We start from the raw sequence: 13,957 nt of genomic DNA, 5'->3' as shown, positions 1-13,957 counted from the left end.
TCCGGCGCCCGGCCCGCACATCCGGGAGATGTGCCGCGCCATCGCCCGCTCCTCGCTCCCGGAACCTCGTCCCGTCCGACCGGGCCCGGGCCGGGAATGCGGAACCGTTCGGGGGCGGTGGGCGTATCTTGCTGCGCAGCCGGTCCTCCCAAGGGGGTTTTGCATCGTGGAACTGACCGCAGAGATCGCCGCGATCCGCGGGGGCGGGGGTGATCCGGCGCGACTGGTGGGCGAATTCCGCCGGTCCGTCCTGCTGGTCCCGTTCGCCGTCGGTCCCGAGGGCACGGGGGACGCCGACGGAGCGCCCAGCGGTCTGATGTCGGCCGTCACGGGCGGGGTCCGCTGGCTCTACGCCTTCACCGACGAGGACGCCCTGGCGCGGTTCGCGGCGGAGCGCGGGGACGCCGGCCGGGAGTGGGCGTACCTCTCGGTCCTCGGCGCCCGGCTCACCGACGCCCTCGTGCCGATGGTCGGCGGACCGGCGGGCGTGGTGGTCAACGTGGCCGACGCGGACGGTTCGATGCTCTTCCCGCCGGTCTGCGGCATCGTCCCCGACGCGTACGCGGTGGACGCCGTGGACGCCGAGCGCTCGGGTGCCTTCTGATGGCGGGCGACGGGGACCTCGTCGTCTCCCCCGAGGCGGTCAAAGCGGTCCAGGACGGGCTGCGCGCGGCCATCGCGGAGCTGCGCGAGTCCGGTGACGCCGCGGGGGCCGCGCAGGGCGCGGGCTTCAGCGCCCTGGCCCTGACCGGGATGGAGGCGGGCCACATGGGCCTGGCCAAGGACTTCGAGGAATTCTGCGAGCGCTGGGAATGGGGCGTACGGAGCCTCGTGCAGAACGCCAGCGTCCTCGCGCGCTCCCTCGGTATCGCCGCCGGCACGATCTGGGAGGAGGACCACTACGTGCAGGGCGCCTTCAAGGTGGTGGCGAACGCCGCGTACGGCAATCCGCACGCTTCCGACGAGGAGGTGGCGGAGAAGGGCTGGGGTGACATCTTCCGGGGCGACGTCTACAAGCCGGACTACAGCCCCGAGTCGTTCGAGAAGGGCGCGAAGGACATCGGGAAGACCTGGTCCGACACCGGCGACAAGGTGACGTCCACGGGCAAGATCGGCTCGTTGAAGGACCTGCTGGACCAGGTCGACGGGGGCAACGGCTGATGGGGCTCGGGGACTTCATTCCGGATTCGGTCGAGGACTGGGTCGAGGACCGCACCGAGGACGTCGGCGACGCCATCGAGTGGACCGGCGACAAGGTGGCCGGACTCGCCGACAAGGTCGGTCTGGACGACGCGGGCGACTGGATCCGCGACAAGAGCCGCTCGGCCGCCAACCAACTGGGCGCCGACGTCGCCGAGCTGGAGCTCGGGCAGACCGACGATCCCAAGAGGCTGGTCTACGGGAGCGTCGCCGAGATACGGACGCAGGTGGCGCACCTGAGCGATTTCGAGCGCTCCTTCACCCTGGTCGGCAACGGCCTCAAAGGCATGACGGACCCCGACGGCCTCAAGGGCAGGACGGCCGACGCCTTCCGGGAGTCGGTGGCCAAGGAACCTCCGCAGTGGTTCAAGGCGGCGCAGTCCTTCGGGAAGGCCGCGGACGCGATGGCGCGGTTCGCGGAGACGGTGGAGTGGGCGCAGGGCCGGGCCAAGGAGGCCCTGGCGGACTACGAGCACGCGAAGAAGGTCTCGACCGACGCCCGTACCGCCCACAACAAGCTGGTCGACACCTACAACGACGCGGTCAAGGCGAAGAAGGACCCGCTGCCGCCGCGGCCTCCCGAGGACTTCACCGATCCGGGCACCGCCCTGGCGAAGGCCGCCCAGGACAAGCTCGACGACGCGCGCAGGCAGCGCAACGAGGTCGCCGAGACGGCCCGTGCGGCGGTCCGCGCGGCCCGTGACGCGGCGCCGCCGAAGCCCTCGTACGCCGAACAGCTCGGCGACGGCATGGACTATCTCGCCCTCGCCAAAACGCACTTGGCGGGCGGTGTCTACAAGGGCGCCGCCGACATGGTGAACTTCGCGCGTTCCCTGAACCCGACGGACCCGTACAACCTCACCCACCCCGCCGAGTACCTGACGCAGCTGAACTCCACGGCCGCGGGTCTGGTCGTCGCGGTCAACGACCCGTGGGGCGCCGGCAAGCAGATGCTGGACGAGTTCATGAAGGACCCCGCCGAGGGCATCGGCAAGCTGATCCCCCAGCTCCTCGCCGACAAGGGCCTGGGCGAGCTGGGCGCGGGTGCCAAGGGCCTCCGGGACCTCGATCACCTCGACGACGTCAAGAAGGGCCCGGGGCGGGGCGGCCTGGGCGAGCACGGCCCGCACCCGGGCGAGCGGCCGGACCTGGAGAAGCCCAGCAAGTACACCGACCCCGTCGACCTCGCCACCGGCCGGATGTACCTGCCGCAGACCGACGTGGTCCTGCCGGGGGCCCTCCCGCTCGTCTTCACGCGCCGTGCCGAGTCCGGCTATTCGGCGGGCCGTTGGTTCGGGCCGAGCTGGGCGTCGACGATCGACCAGCACCTGGAGGTCGACGCCGAGGGTGTCGTCCTGGTGACGCAGGACGGTCTCGTGGTCGCCTACCCGCACCCGGCGCCGGGACTGCCGGTCCTCCCGGTGTCCGCTTCGGCCCCGCCCCACCCGCTGGAACGGACCCCGGACGGCGACTGGACGCTGACCGACCCGGCGACGGGCCACGTCCGCCGCTTCGCCCTGCCGGCCGGGAGCACGGCCGACGACCGGGCGGTCGGCGCGCCCGGAGGCACGGACGAGGACGCCGGCGCCCCCGCCCGCACCCGCGCCCCCGGCGACTCCTACGCCCTCGCCGTGATCACTCAGCTGGAGGACCGCAACGGCAACCTGATCACCTTCGAGTACGACGCCGACGGCGCCCCCCTCGGCATCACCCACTCCGGCGGCCGGCGCCTGCGCTTCGAGACCGCGGACGGCCGGATCACCGCCCTCCACCTGGCCGGCGGCCCGCGGATCCTCGCGTACGGCTACACCGCAGGACACCTGACCGAGATCACCAACTCCTCCGGTCTGCCCCTGCGCCTCACCTACGACGACCGGGCCCGCATCACCTCCTGGACCGACACCAACGGCCGCCGCTACGCGTACGCCTACGACGACGCGGACCGCTGCGTCGCGGAGGCCGGCGAGGCGGGCCACATCGCCCTCACCTTCGCGTACGACGAGGTGGACGCGGCGACCGGCCTGCGCGTGACGCGCATGACCACCGCCGAGGGCCACACCAGGCGCTACCTGTTCGACGCGCGCTACCGGGTGGTCGCCGAGAGCGACCCGCTGGGCGCGGTCACCCGCTACGGGTACGACGCCCGGGGCCGGCGGACGTCGGTCACCGACCCGCTCGGCCGCACCACGCACAGCACGTACGACGACCGGGGCCTGCTCGTCTCGGTGATCCGCCCCGACGGCAGGGAGGCGAGGGCGGAGTACGACGCACTCGGCTGCCCGGTGAAGGTGACCGCTCCCGACGGCACCGTCGTCCGCCAGACCTACGACGAGCGCGGCAACCGCACCTCGGTCACCCGGCCCGACGGGTCCGTCACCCGCATGGAGTACGACGAGCGCGGCCACGTCACCGCGGTCACGGACCCGCTGGGCGCGGTGACCCGCGTCCGCACCGACGGGGCGGGGCTGCCCGTCACGGTCACCGACCGGCTCGGCGCCACCACGACGTACGAGCGCGACGACTTCGGGCGGACCACCGCCGTCCGCGACCCGCTCGGGGCGGTCACGCGCACGCGGTGGTCGGTGGAGGGCAAACCGCTGCACCACAGCGCCCCGGGCGGCGGCGAGCGCTCCTGGACCTACGACGGCGAGGGCAACTGCCTGACGTTCACGGACGGTTCGAGCCGCGGGCCGGTGCGCTTCGAGTACACGCACTTCGACGCGGTCTCGGCGCGCACCGACGCCGACGGCACGCGCCACGAGTACACCTACGACGCGGAGCTGCGCCTCACGGGGGTGCGCAACCCCCAGGGCCTGACCTGGGAGTACGTGTACGACGCGACGGGGCAGCTCGTCGCGGAGACGGACTTCGACGGCCGGACGCTGCGGTACGCCCACGACGCGGCGGGCCAACTCGTCAGCCGTACCGACGCGCTCGGGCAGCGCGTCACCTACGAGCGCGACGCGCTGGGCCGGACCGTCCGCAAGGACGCCGCGGGCACGGTGACCACCTACGAGTACGACGTCTTCGACCAGCTCGCGGTCGCGGCGCGCGGGGACTGCGTGCTGACCCGGCTGCGCGACCGGTCGGGCCGGCTGCTGGAGGAGACGGTGGACGGGCGCAGGCTCGTCCACACCTACGACGCCGCGGGCCGCCGCACCGGCCGCACCACGCCGACGGGTGCCACCGCCGCCTGGTCGCTCGACGCCGCGGGCCGCCCGGACGCCCTGACCACGGCGGGGCGCCGGATCGGCTTCACCCACGACGCGGCGGGCCGCGAGCACGTCCGTACCTACGGCGACGTGGTCACCCTGAACAGCGGCCGGGACGCGGCGGGCCGACTGACGGACCAGGTGCTGACCGGCCCCGGCGAGCACGTCCTGCAGCGCCGCGGGTACACCTACCGGGACGACGGGGCGCTGACCGGGATCGACGACTTGCCGGCCGGCCCGCGCACCTTCGACCTCGACCGGCGCGGCCGGGTGACGGCCGTGAACGCCGAGAACTGGACGGAGCGGTACGCCTACGACGAGGCGGGCAACCAGGCCTCCGCCTCCTGGCCCGCCTCCCACCCCGGCGGCCAGGACGCCACCGGCCCCCGCGTCCACGCGGGCACCCGGCTGCTCACCGCGGGCCGGGTGCGCCACGAGTACGACGCCCTGGGACGGGTCGTGCTGCGGCAGAAGGCCCGGCTCTCGCGCAAGCCCGACACCTGGCGCTACGAGTGGGACGCCGACGACCGCATCACGGCGGTGACCACCCCCGACGGCACGCGCTGGCGGTACGCGTACGACGCGCTGGGCCGGCGCACGGCCAAGGAGCGGCTGACGGCCGACGGCCTGGCCGTGGCCGAGCGCACGGTCTTCACCTGGGACGGGAACCTGCTGTGCGAGCAGGTCACCACCGGCGCGGACGGCGGCCGCGCGGTCGCCCTGACCTGGGACCACCGGGGCGCGCGGCCGCTGGCGCAGACCGAGCGCATCCTGACGGCGGCCCAGGAGGTGGTGGACGAGCGGTTCTACGGCATCGTCACCGACCTGGTGGGCGCACCCACCGAACTCGTCGACGAACGGGGGGCGCTCGCCTGGCGCGGCCGGTCGACCCTGTGGGGCTCCACGGCCTGGAGCCGGGACTCCACCGCCTACACCCCGCTGCGTTTCCCCGGCCAGTACTTCGACCCCGAATCGGGCCTGCACTACAACTACTTCCGCACCTACGACCCCGAGACCGCCCGCTACCTGAGCCCGGACCCGATGGGCCTGGCCCCGGCGCAGAACCCGGCGGCGTACGTCCACAACCCGCTCCAGTGGTGCGACCCGTTCGGGCTGGCCCCGTACTCGGACAGCACCCGGACGGCGCAGGGCGTCGACCACCAGCTCAACGAGGCGGAGGGCGGCAAGGCGAACCACTACCTGTCGGGCATCGCGGGCGACGAGGCGAAGCTGGAGAAGTACCTGAACCGCCAGCTGCACGCGCCGGCCAACTACGTCGACGACGTGTCCGGAGCGCGGATCATCATCGACCGGGGGCTGCGGGACGCCGCCGGCAATCCGGTGGTGATCATCCGCCAGGACCATATGATCCACGCGTACCACATCGAGGAGAAGGACCTCTCGAACTACATCACTCCGCGCGACGGCAAAGACGCGGCGAAGTGGCGGACCCCCACACCGGATGAGGTCAATGAGTAGCGAGGAACCCGGGGCGCGGCAATGGCCGGGCTACCGATCACGGCCGTCCTACGATCCCGGCCGCGCCCTGGTCTTCCCGGCCCCGGTGCCCGCGGACCTGCGGGCGCTCGGGCAGCGGGTGCGGGCGGCGGACTGGCCGGTGCGGCTGGCCTTCCGCGCCTCGCGGATCGCCCTGCTGGACACCCTGTGCCGCTGGCAGACCCTGCGCGCGCTGGCCTGCGTACACCTGCTGGCCGCCCGGCCCGTGGAGGCCGCCGGGCTGCTGGACGACCTGCGGGCGGTCCCGGGGCAGGAGACGGCCGCCGATCCGGCGCTGCCCGCACTCCTGGCGCGGCTGCAGGAGTACGCCCTGGACCTGCCGCCGGACCTCGTGGACGCGGTCGTCAGCGACGCCGGAGGGCTGCTCGCGGACAACCGCTTCGCCGCGTCCGTCGTGGCCGCCGGGCTCAGCGCCGATTCGTGTCCGGCCGACACGGACGAGGCGGTCTCCCGCGCGGTGGTGCTCACCAGCTACTGGTACGAGACCCCGGAGCAGCGGGGCGGCCTCGCCCTGGCGTGGAGCTCCGCCCTGTTCGTGCGCTCCTGGCTGGGGTGGGCCGACCGTTTCGCGTACGGCGACCCGGCGGGCGGGATCGGCATCACGGCCGACCCCCGCCCGGCCCGCCCGGACGCGGCCGGCCTCCCGGCCTGGGCGGCCCCCCTGCTGGACCGCGCGGCCGGCTGACCGCGGGGAGGCGCAGCGACGGCCCCGCGCAGCAGCCGGAGCGACGCAGCCCGGGCCCTAACGCCTGGCGAGTTCCGCCAGCATGCGCTGCTGGTGGCGGTGGCCGACCGTCTCGTACCCGATCACGGTGACGAACGGCGCGAGCATGACCACGAGCAGGCACACCGCGATGGGCGCGCCCGCGGCGGCGAGCAGGACGGCGGCGAGCAGCACCGCGAGGGTGAGGGAGACCAGGAGCAGGTGGAAGCCGTCGGCCGCGGACAGCAGCAGGGTGTGCAGGGCGTAGACCATGACGAGGAAGAGGCCGACCGGGAGCGCCAGGGAGAGCACCACGGCCGTGCCGGAGACCTCGGCGTGGTGCTCCATGTACAGGCCCGCCACGTGCAGCCCCGCGCCCGCTCCGGCGATGCCGATGAAGAGGGGGATGTGGCCGTAGCCGAAGAGGTACCCGCGCCCGCGGCGGTGCGTCAGGATGTCGCCGAACGGGGTCATGAAGTACGTCCACCACATGCCGAAGGTGAGACCCACGCCGGCGACGACGACGGCGACCGCGTTCCCCGTCCAGTGCGTGCCGTCGCTGCCGCCCAGGAGGTCGCCGGAGGAGGCGACCGTGCCGACGACGCCCTCGCCGAGCGTGATGATCGCGAAGAGCCCGTACCGTTCCGCGACGTGGTGCGGGTGCCAGGGGGTGCCGCCCGCGGGTCCCTGGGTGAGCACCGGCAGGACGAGTTCGAGCGCGCCCAGGACGCCGAACGCCACGAAGGAGACGGCGATCGGCATGTGGACGAAGGCCACGACGATCCAGCCGGCCTGGACGATGACCGTCCAGCGGATGTTGGCCACGCCGACGTCGTGGAAGGACGGGGACTGCCGGGCGGCGCGCCCCCACTGGAAGACCATCGCGATCCGCATGACGACGTAGCCGATGACCATGGCGCGCAGTTCGAGGTGGCCGCCCTCCTCGACGGAGTGGAACATCGCGGGCAGGCCGAGCGAGAAGACGACGACGCCGATCATCTGGAGCATGGTCATGGCGCGGTAGAGCCAGTCGTCGGTGGCGAAGGCGGACGCGAACCAGCTGAAGCTGATCCAGGCGACGCTGATCGCGAACATGGCCAGGACGAACGCGATGACGGCCTGCCCGGCGTGCCCCTTGGCGACCATTTCGGCGAACTGGAACGCCGCGGTGCCGACGGCGACCACAAAGGTCAGGTCGAACAGCAGCTCCAGGGGGGAGGAGACCCGTCCGTGCTCGTGCGGGTCCCGGCCGGTCATGGGGATCAGCCGACGTGAGAGGGTGCGCCCGCCGGGTCCGTCGGGCTCGTCGGCGTGCTGGTGATCGTTCATGCGCACCATCATTTCCGACGCCGCCGCTCGAACCGCTCCCGCCTCACGGGGCGGCGGGAGGGTTGGTGTGCGCAGTCGGCGGAACCGGGTACCGTCATTGTCATGTTCTTCCAGAACACTCCACATCATGACCGGGAGAACCGATGACCGTGAGCAAGAACATCAACAACCCCGTGGGCCAGGGCGGCGGCCAGCGCAAGCGGCTGTCCCGCGCCGAGCGGCAGAACAACGGTCCGCACCGCAACCTCGACCGCCAGGGCGCGGCCGACCAGAAGGCGGAGCTGGTGCGCAAGATGCGCGAGAAGGCGGGCACCGGCGAGGACGCCGGACAGGCGGACGACGACGCGGCGGCGGCGCAGGACTGACGCGGCACACGACCGACGCACCGCCGCCGCGGGGCGGCGAGCGCACGGGGCAGGGCCCGGACCGCGATGAGCGGTCCGGGCCCTGCTGCCGTACGGGACGGCCTCGCACCGGCCCGGACCGGTCCGGCGTCACTAGAGTGACGACATGGACCTCGAGCAGCTGCGCGCCACCGCGTGAGCGCCCCGCGGCAGGACCCGGACCCGCTGCGCGACCCGCGGTTCTTCACCGACCCCTACCCCACCTACGACCGGCTGCGCGAAGGCTGCCCGGTGCGGCGGATCCCCACCGGCTCCGGCGGGCGCCCCGCGTACCTGATCACCGGGTATGCCGAGGCCCGCGAGGCGTTCACCGATCCCGGCCTGTCCAAGGACACGGCCCGCTTCTTCGCCGACCGCCCCTCGGACCGCGACCTGCACCCGGCGCTCTCCCGCACCATGCTGGCGAGCGATCCGCCCGAGCACACCCGCCAACGGCGGGTGGCGACGCCGCTGTTCACCACCGGGCGGGTACGGGCGCTGCGCCCGTACATCACGCGCGTCGTCGACCGCCTCACGGCCGCGTGGCGGCCGGGCGGCGAGGTCGACCTGGTGGCGGAGCTGGCGGTACCCCTGCCGGTGACCGTCGTCTGCGAGCTGCTGGGCGTGCCGGAATCCGACCGCGCCCCGCTCGCCGGGTGGTCCCACGACCTCTTCGACGCGACCGACACCGGCCGCGTCGACGCCGCGTCCCACCGGATCGGCGCCTATCTGACCGACCTCGTCGGCGCGGCTCGCGCCACCCCCGGCGACGGTCCGCTCCACTCCCTCCTGCGCGACTGCGACGAGGGCGGCCTCGACGGCGACGAGGCCGTCTCCCTGGCCGCCCTGCTCCTGGTCGCCGGGCACGAGACCACCACCGGGTTCATCGGCAACGCCGTCCTGGCCCTGCTCCGGCACCCGGAGGCGTTCGACCGGCTGCGCCGGGATCCGGACCTGATCCCCGGCGCCCTCGACGAACTCCTCCGCTTCGACTCGCCGGTGGGCGTCGCCACCTTCCGGTACAGCACGCGGGACCTGCGGATGGGCGGGGTCGACATCCCGGCGGGCTTCCCGGTGCTCATCGCCCCCGGGGCGGCGAACCGCGACCCGGCGGCGTTCGCCGATCCGCACCGCCTCGACCTCGACCGCGACGCCGGCGGCCACCTCGCCTTCGGCCACGGCATCCACCGCTGCGCGGGGGCCCCGCTGGCCCGGGCCGAGGCGGAGGCCGCCCTGCGCATGCTGGTGACCCGCTTCCCGGACACGCGCCTGGCCGTCCCCGAGCAATCCCTGGCCTGGCGCCGTACCCGCCTCACCCGCGGGCTGACCGCCCTGCCCCTCAACCTGGCCTGACGTCCTCCCAGTTGAGCCGGCCCGCGTGGATCAGCCACAGCTGGCGCCGCGCGGTGTCGGTGACATCAGCCCACGCGTTGCCCTCCAGGGACGCCGCCAGGTAGGCGGACGCCGTCATCACCATGTGGTCGACGTAGAGGCGGGCGAGCATCAGCAGGTCCTCGTGGCTCCAGCCGGCGCCGAGCGGGTCGGCGGCGAGGTTTTCGGCCATACCCCGGGCGAAACCGTCCAGTCGGCCGGCGACCGCTTCCCGTACCCGGCGCACGCCGCCGTGCCGTTCCCGGACGATGAAACGCAGGTGCGCGGGGTAGGCGCGGACGAGTCCGGCCATCAAGTCGACCGCCGAGTCGATGCGTCGGGCGGCGATGCCCGAGCCGTCGAAGATCGAGGAGATGCCCTCGTGCAGGTTCTCCAGCGCCTCGTCCACCAGCGCGATCCCGAGTTCCTCGACGTCGGGGAAGTGCCGGTAGAAGGCCGTCGTCGCCACTCCCGCCGCGCGGGTCACCTCCCGCAGGCCCAGGCTGCCGAGGCTCCGCTCCTCCAGGAGCGAGAGCGCGGCGTCCAGCAAGGCGCGGCGGGTGCGGAGGCGTTGGGCCTGACGGGCCCCGACAGTCTGGTTCATGACGGAAAGTAAACCCCGGACCCGCGGGAGGCGCTTGCCATCATTTAGACTGGGTAGTCAGTGAACAACTGTCACCGATTCTAGGAATCTGAAGGAGGATGCACGATGCTCTTCCTCGTAGCGGCCCTCATGCTCTTGGGGATCCTGCTGGGGACCGTGGCGCACGTTCCGGCGACGGTCACGCTCGTCGCCACGGCCGCGATCGCCGCCTGGCTGATGATCTTCGCCGTACGGGAGCGGACCGGTCGGCACCACCGCGCCGACCGCCGGGGAGGTACCTCATGACCGCGCTCCGGCCCTCCGTCCGTGACCACCACCCGGCCCGCCCCAGCACCACCAGCGAGCAACCCACTCCCCCCGCACCGGAGTCCCACCCCGGCCCTCCCGCCTCCGACCGCCCCGCTCCCGGACGCCGCGACGCCGACGCCATGGCCGTCGCCTCCTTCGTCTGCGGCCTGGTCGGACTCCTGGTGATGAACCTCGTGCTCGGGCCGGTCGCGATCGTCCTCGCCGGTCTCGCCCTGCTGCGCGGCACGACCCGCCCCGGCCGCGCCCGCCTGGGGCTGGTCCTCGGCATCGCCGACCTCGCCGTCCTGGCCTTTCTGGTCAGCGCGGACCACACGTGGTCGTGGAGCATCGGCTGACGTCCGTCGCGGCGGTGGACAGCGGAGAGGTGGGCACAGGGTGTGAGCTATGTTGGGTGACGAGTGACATGAGAGGGAGGCCCGCCGGTGTCATCCGGGCAGCAGGCACGCGCCCAGGCCGCCGCCATCACGCCGGGCGGCCCGTCGCCCGACCGTGAGCGCGCCCCCGGCGAGCGGGTCCGGGCGCTGTTCGACGGCCACCGGCTCTCCCCGGGGCAGCGGCGCATCGCCCAGTACCTGATCGACCACCTCACCGAGGCCGCCTTCCTCTCCATCACCGAGCTGGCGGAACGGGTCGGCGTCAGCCAGCCGTCCGTGACCCGCTTCGCCGTTTCCCTCGGCTTCAGCGGCTATCCCGCCCTGCGCGACGCGCTCCAGCCGATCGCCCTGAGCGCGGTCGCAGGCTCCCCCGCCGGCAGCGGGCAGTTCCGCCACAATGAACTGCAGGCGGCCGTGGACGCCGAGATCGAGAACCTGCACCACCTGCGCCGACTGCTGGCCGACACCGACCAGGTGCTGGACATCGGCCGCGAGCTGGCCGGCTCCGTGCCGCTGACGGTGCTGGGCCTGCGGATCTCCGTGTCGCTGGCGGAGTACTTCGCCTACGCCGCCCGGCGCATCCACCCCGACGTGCGACTGGTGACCCGCGGCGGCAGCGTGGCCTACGACGCCCTGCTCCAGTCCCGGGCGGCCGGCGGGACCTGGGTACTGGCCTACGCCATGCCCCGGCACGCCAAGGAGACCCTCGGCGCGCTCCAGGCCGCGCGGAGCGCGGGCCTGCGGACGGCGCTCATCACCGATCCCACGCTGGGGCCGCTGGCGGACGCGGCGGACGTGACGCTGACCGCGGGCACCGGCTCCCGGCTCGTCTTCGACTCCTACGCGGCGCCCGGCATGCTCTCGGCGGCCCTGCTGCAGGCGATGGCCGACGCGGATCCCGAGCGGACCCAGGCGCGCCTCGAAAGCTACGAGCAGGTCGCCGACCAGCACGGTTTCTTCCTGTAACCGTTCGCCCTGCGCGCCGCCCATCCCCCTTCGGGCCGGTCCCGCCCGGCTCGACACCCTCTCGCGCGGCGATGACTTTCAGCCACGGCGGCGCATGTAATTTTTCATTCCCTTGCTTACTCCACGGTATATATGTTTACTTGCCCAGCGCGCCCGGATCCACCAGACGCCAGGGAGGGCGACCCCACGTCCTCCCGGAAACAGACACGGTCGTGACGGCTCCTCCTCACGTCACGACCGTGCCCGGTCCCGGCTTTCGGATCCACCGGAGCGCTCACGGCGGCCCCGGTCAACCCCTGGGCCGGGGCCGCCGAGCAACGTCTCGATCAGAGTTCGACACCACTCGGAAGCGACGAGAATGCGCCAGACTGCCTCCATCACGCACAGCCCCGACTGGCCCTGCCAGGTCACCGCGCCCGGCACCCAGGACTGGGAACGCACCGCGACGCGCTGGCTGCGCGATCTGCTCCCCGCCCGGTACGGCACCTACCCGACCCTGGTCCGGCACCCCGCCCTCCTCGCGCGGCACGCACAGCTCCAGCTGCGGCACGAGGTGCGGACGATGCGGATCGCCCTGGAGACCAGCCGGGCGGAACTGCCGGCGATGGGCGTGGCGGCGTCCGTGATCGAGAACTCCATCAGGATGTACGCCGTCGAACTCCAGCAGCTGAGCCGCCTGGCCCGGGGGGTCCGCCTGGTCGGCGACGCCCTCCTGTCCCACGGCGCCGGCCGCCGCGCCTGACCTGGGGCCGCACCCGCCCCGGGCGGCCCGCCCGTACCGTTCGGCCCGCGCTCAGGGCCCGGCCCACGTCCCGATGACGTCCTCGGCGGTGGTGACGGTCGCCACCAGCGCCAGCGAGTTGCGGATCAGCTGCGGCGTATAGGCGGCGGGCACCCCGGCGATCGCGTCGGCCGGGACCACGACGGTGTAGCCGAGGTTGACGGCGTCGAAGACCGTGTTCGGTATCGCGACGTTGGCGGAGACCCCGGTGACGACGAGGGTGCGGCAGCCGAGGTTGCGCAGCAGGGCGTCCAGGCTGGTCCCGGCCATGGGGGACAGCCCGTGCAGGCGGCGTACGACGATGTCCCGGTCGGCCACCTCGATGGGTGCGGCGACCTCGACGGCCGCGGTGCCGGACAGCTGCCGCACCGGGAGCCTGTCCGCCGCCCGGAACAGCCGCGCGTTGGAGTTGGCCCCGAGCCCGTCCGGCCGCCGCTCGGCCACCGCGTGCAGGACCTGTACGCCGGCCAGATGCGCGGCGTCCACCAGCGCGGCCACCCGCCCCAGCATCCCCGACTCCCGCGCCTGCGCGGCCAGTTCGGGCAGCGCGCCGTCCTCGCCGACGACGCCGTTCTGGCACTCGACGGTCAGCAGCGCGGTGGTGGCGGGTGCGAGTTGCGCCCTGAGCCGGTCGCGGCCGGCGGCGTCCTGGGACATGCATCCCCCTGGCGTGATGGCGGAAGAGCCCTCATGATTCCTGACACATAGTCAGATGTGAAGGGGCGTGGGGCAGATGGACGGCGCACAGCGGCGTGGCCGCCGGATCATGATGACCGGGGAGGAGGTGGACGCCTTCCTGCGCACCCAGCGCACCTGCCGGGTCGCCACCGTCTCCGCCGACGGCCGCCCGCACGTCGGCGCCCTCTGGTTCGTCTGGGACGGCGCCTCCCTGTGGCTGTACTCGATCACCCGCAGCCGCCGCTGGGCCGACCTGCGCAAGGACTCGCGGCTCTCGGTGGTCGTGGACGCGGGCGAGGAGTACGACGAGCTGCGCGGCGTCGAACTCTCGGGCGACGCGGTCTTCGTGGGCGAGGCGCCCCGCACCGGCGAGCCGTGCCCCGAACTGGAGGAGCCCGAACGGCTCTTCCCGGTGAAGAACTTCGGCATGACCGAGATGCCGCACGACGGGCGGCACGCCTGGATCCGCCTCACCCCGGACTCGGTGGTGTCCTGGGACTTCCGCAAGCTGTGACCCTCCGCGGCCCGC

General features: G+C 73.2%; 14 protein-coding genes. 11 read left to right on the top strand and 3 right to left on the bottom strand.

All coding sequences use genetic code 11. The annotated features are described in order from the left end of the window. Nucleotides 1-166: 166 nt before the first annotated feature. Genes ABZY31_RS20545 through ABZY31_RS20530 form a run of 4 tightly spaced genes read left to right on the top strand, consistent with a single transcriptional unit; the run spans nt 167 to nt 6,615 of the window. Complete coding sequence (locus ABZY31_RS20545; RefSeq protein WP_356412380.1) at nt 167-604, top strand: SseB family protein; 438 nt, start codon at nt 167-169, stop codon at nt 602-604. Then, entirely contained in the window at nt 604-1,161 is a 558-nt protein-coding gene (locus ABZY31_RS20540) for a hypothetical protein (RefSeq protein ID WP_356412378.1), read from the top strand. Before ABZY31_RS20545 ends, ABZY31_RS20540 begins: the two co-directional genes overlap by 1 nt. Next, nucleotides 1,161-5,891, top strand: coding sequence for a putative T7SS-secreted protein (locus ABZY31_RS20535; protein ID WP_356412376.1), 4,731 nt, complete (start codon nt 1,161-1,163; stop codon nt 5,889-5,891). The genes ABZY31_RS20540 and ABZY31_RS20535 overlap by 1 nt, the downstream gene beginning before the upstream one ends. Next, on the top strand, nt 5,884-6,615 hold the full coding sequence (locus ABZY31_RS20530; RefSeq protein WP_356412374.1) for a hypothetical protein: 732 nt from the start codon (nt 5,884-5,886) through the stop codon (nt 6,613-6,615). The genes ABZY31_RS20535 and ABZY31_RS20530 overlap by 8 nt, the downstream gene beginning before the upstream one ends. 57 nt (nt 6,616-6,672) lie before the next feature. On the opposite strand, the gene ABZY31_RS20525 is transcribed toward ABZY31_RS20530, so the two are convergent. Then, on the bottom strand, nt 6,673-7,962 hold the full coding sequence (locus ABZY31_RS20525) for a low temperature requirement protein A (RefSeq protein WP_356412372.1): 1,290 nt from the start codon (nt 7,960-7,962) through the stop codon (nt 6,673-6,675). Nucleotides 7,963-8,105: 143 nt separating this feature from the next. Here ABZY31_RS20525 and ABZY31_RS20520 point away from each other — a divergent pair, with 143 nt between their 5' ends. Together ABZY31_RS20520 and ABZY31_RS20515 are read left to right on the top strand one after the other, a co-directional pair. Then, nucleotides 8,106-8,327 carry a DUF6243 family protein gene (locus ABZY31_RS20520; RefSeq protein ID WP_356412370.1) on the top strand — a complete coding sequence of 74 codons (222 nt, stop codon included), beginning with the start codon at nt 8,106-8,108 and terminating at the stop codon, nt 8,325-8,327. Nucleotides 8,328-8,501: 174 nt separating this feature from the next. Beyond that, the gene (locus ABZY31_RS20515; RefSeq protein WP_356412368.1) at nt 8,502-9,698 is read left to right on the top strand and encodes a cytochrome P450; all 1,197 of its coding nucleotides are present in this window, start codon (nt 8,502-8,504) and stop codon (nt 9,696-9,698) included. Here ABZY31_RS20515 and ABZY31_RS20510 read toward each other — a convergent pair. After that, a complete protein-coding gene (locus ABZY31_RS20510) occupies nt 9,685-10,320 on the bottom strand; it encodes a TetR family transcriptional regulator (protein ID WP_356412366.1) in 636 nt (211 codons plus the stop codon). The genes ABZY31_RS20515 and ABZY31_RS20510 overlap by 14 nt on opposite strands. Nucleotides 10,321-10,425: 105 nt before the next feature. On the opposite strand from ABZY31_RS20510, the gene ABZY31_RS20505 reads away from it, so the two are divergent. The 4 genes from ABZY31_RS20505 (at nt 10,426) to ABZY31_RS20490 (ending at nt 12,711) form a co-directional block, all read left to right on the top strand. Then, entirely contained in the window at nt 10,426-10,605 is a 180-nt protein-coding gene (locus ABZY31_RS20505; protein WP_356412365.1) for a hypothetical protein, read from the top strand. Continuing rightward, nucleotides 10,602-10,964, top strand: coding sequence for a DUF4190 domain-containing protein (locus ABZY31_RS20500; RefSeq protein ID WP_356412363.1), 363 nt, complete (start codon nt 10,602-10,604; stop codon nt 10,962-10,964). Before ABZY31_RS20505 ends, ABZY31_RS20500 begins: the two co-directional genes overlap by 4 nt. An 87-nt stretch (nt 10,965-11,051) precedes the next feature. After that, nucleotides 11,052-11,969, top strand: coding sequence for a MurR/RpiR family transcriptional regulator (locus ABZY31_RS20495; RefSeq protein WP_356412361.1), 918 nt, complete (start codon nt 11,052-11,054; stop codon nt 11,967-11,969). 358 nt (nt 11,970-12,327) lie between these two features. Beyond that, nucleotides 12,328-12,711, top strand: a complete 384-nt coding sequence (locus ABZY31_RS20490; protein WP_356412359.1) for a hypothetical protein — start codon at nt 12,328-12,330, stop codon at nt 12,709-12,711. 51 nt (nt 12,712-12,762) lie between these two features. On the opposite strand, the gene ABZY31_RS20485 is transcribed toward ABZY31_RS20490, so the two are convergent. After that, nucleotides 12,763-13,407 (bottom strand): cysteine hydrolase, encoded by a 645-nt coding sequence (locus tag ABZY31_RS20485; protein WP_356412357.1) that lies wholly within the window; start codon nt 13,405-13,407, stop codon nt 12,763-12,765. Nucleotides 13,408-13,483: 76 nt separating this feature from the next. Here ABZY31_RS20485 and ABZY31_RS20480 point away from each other — a divergent pair, with 76 nt between their 5' ends. Beyond that, complete coding sequence (locus ABZY31_RS20480; RefSeq protein ID WP_356412355.1) at nt 13,484-13,942, top strand: pyridoxamine 5'-phosphate oxidase family protein; 459 nt, start codon at nt 13,484-13,486, stop codon at nt 13,940-13,942. The last annotated feature ends 15 nt before the right edge of the window (nt 13,943-13,957 follow it).

It is taken from the genome of Streptomyces sp. NPDC006529, assembly GCF_040611795.1.
Classification (GTDB): Bacteria; Actinomycetota; Actinomycetes; order Streptomycetales; family Streptomycetaceae; genus Streptomyces.
Note: the sequence above shows the minus strand (reverse complement) of the source record. Positions and strands in the feature narration are given on the sequence as shown.

Excerpts from the sequence above, each read along its gene's own strand:
- ABZY31_RS20540 (WP_356412378.1), top strand. The coding sequence starts at position 604 with ATGGCGGGCGACGGGGACCTCGTCGTCTCCCCCGAGGCGGTCAAAGCG.
- ABZY31_RS20535 (WP_356412376.1), top strand. The coding sequence starts at position 1,161 with ATGGGGCTCGGGGACTTCATTCCGGATTCGGTCGAGGACTGGGTCGAG.
- ABZY31_RS20530 (WP_356412374.1), top strand. The coding sequence starts at position 5,884 with ATGAGTAGCGAGGAACCCGGGGCGCGGCAATGGCCGGGCTACCGATCA.
- ABZY31_RS20525 (WP_356412372.1), bottom strand. The coding sequence starts at position 7,962 with ATGAACGATCACCAGCACGCCGACGAGCCCGACGGACCCGGCGGGCGC.
- ABZY31_RS20520 (WP_356412370.1), top strand. The coding sequence starts at position 8,106 with ATGACCGTGAGCAAGAACATCAACAACCCCGTGGGCCAGGGCGGCGGC.
- ABZY31_RS20510 (WP_356412366.1), bottom strand. The coding sequence starts at position 10,320 with ATGAACCAGACTGTCGGGGCCCGTCAGGCCCAACGCCTCCGCACCCGC.
- ABZY31_RS20505 (WP_356412365.1), top strand. The coding sequence starts at position 10,426 with ATGCTCTTCCTCGTAGCGGCCCTCATGCTCTTGGGGATCCTGCTGGGG.
- ABZY31_RS20500 (WP_356412363.1), top strand. The coding sequence starts at position 10,602 with ATGACCGCGCTCCGGCCCTCCGTCCGTGACCACCACCCGGCCCGCCCC.
- ABZY31_RS20490 (WP_356412359.1), top strand. The coding sequence starts at position 12,328 with ATGCGCCAGACTGCCTCCATCACGCACAGCCCCGACTGGCCCTGCCAG.
- ABZY31_RS20485 (WP_356412357.1), bottom strand. The coding sequence starts at position 13,407 with ATGTCCCAGGACGCCGCCGGCCGCGACCGGCTCAGGGCGCAACTCGCA.
- ABZY31_RS20480 (WP_356412355.1), top strand. The coding sequence starts at position 13,484 with ATGGACGGCGCACAGCGGCGTGGCCGCCGGATCATGATGACCGGGGAG.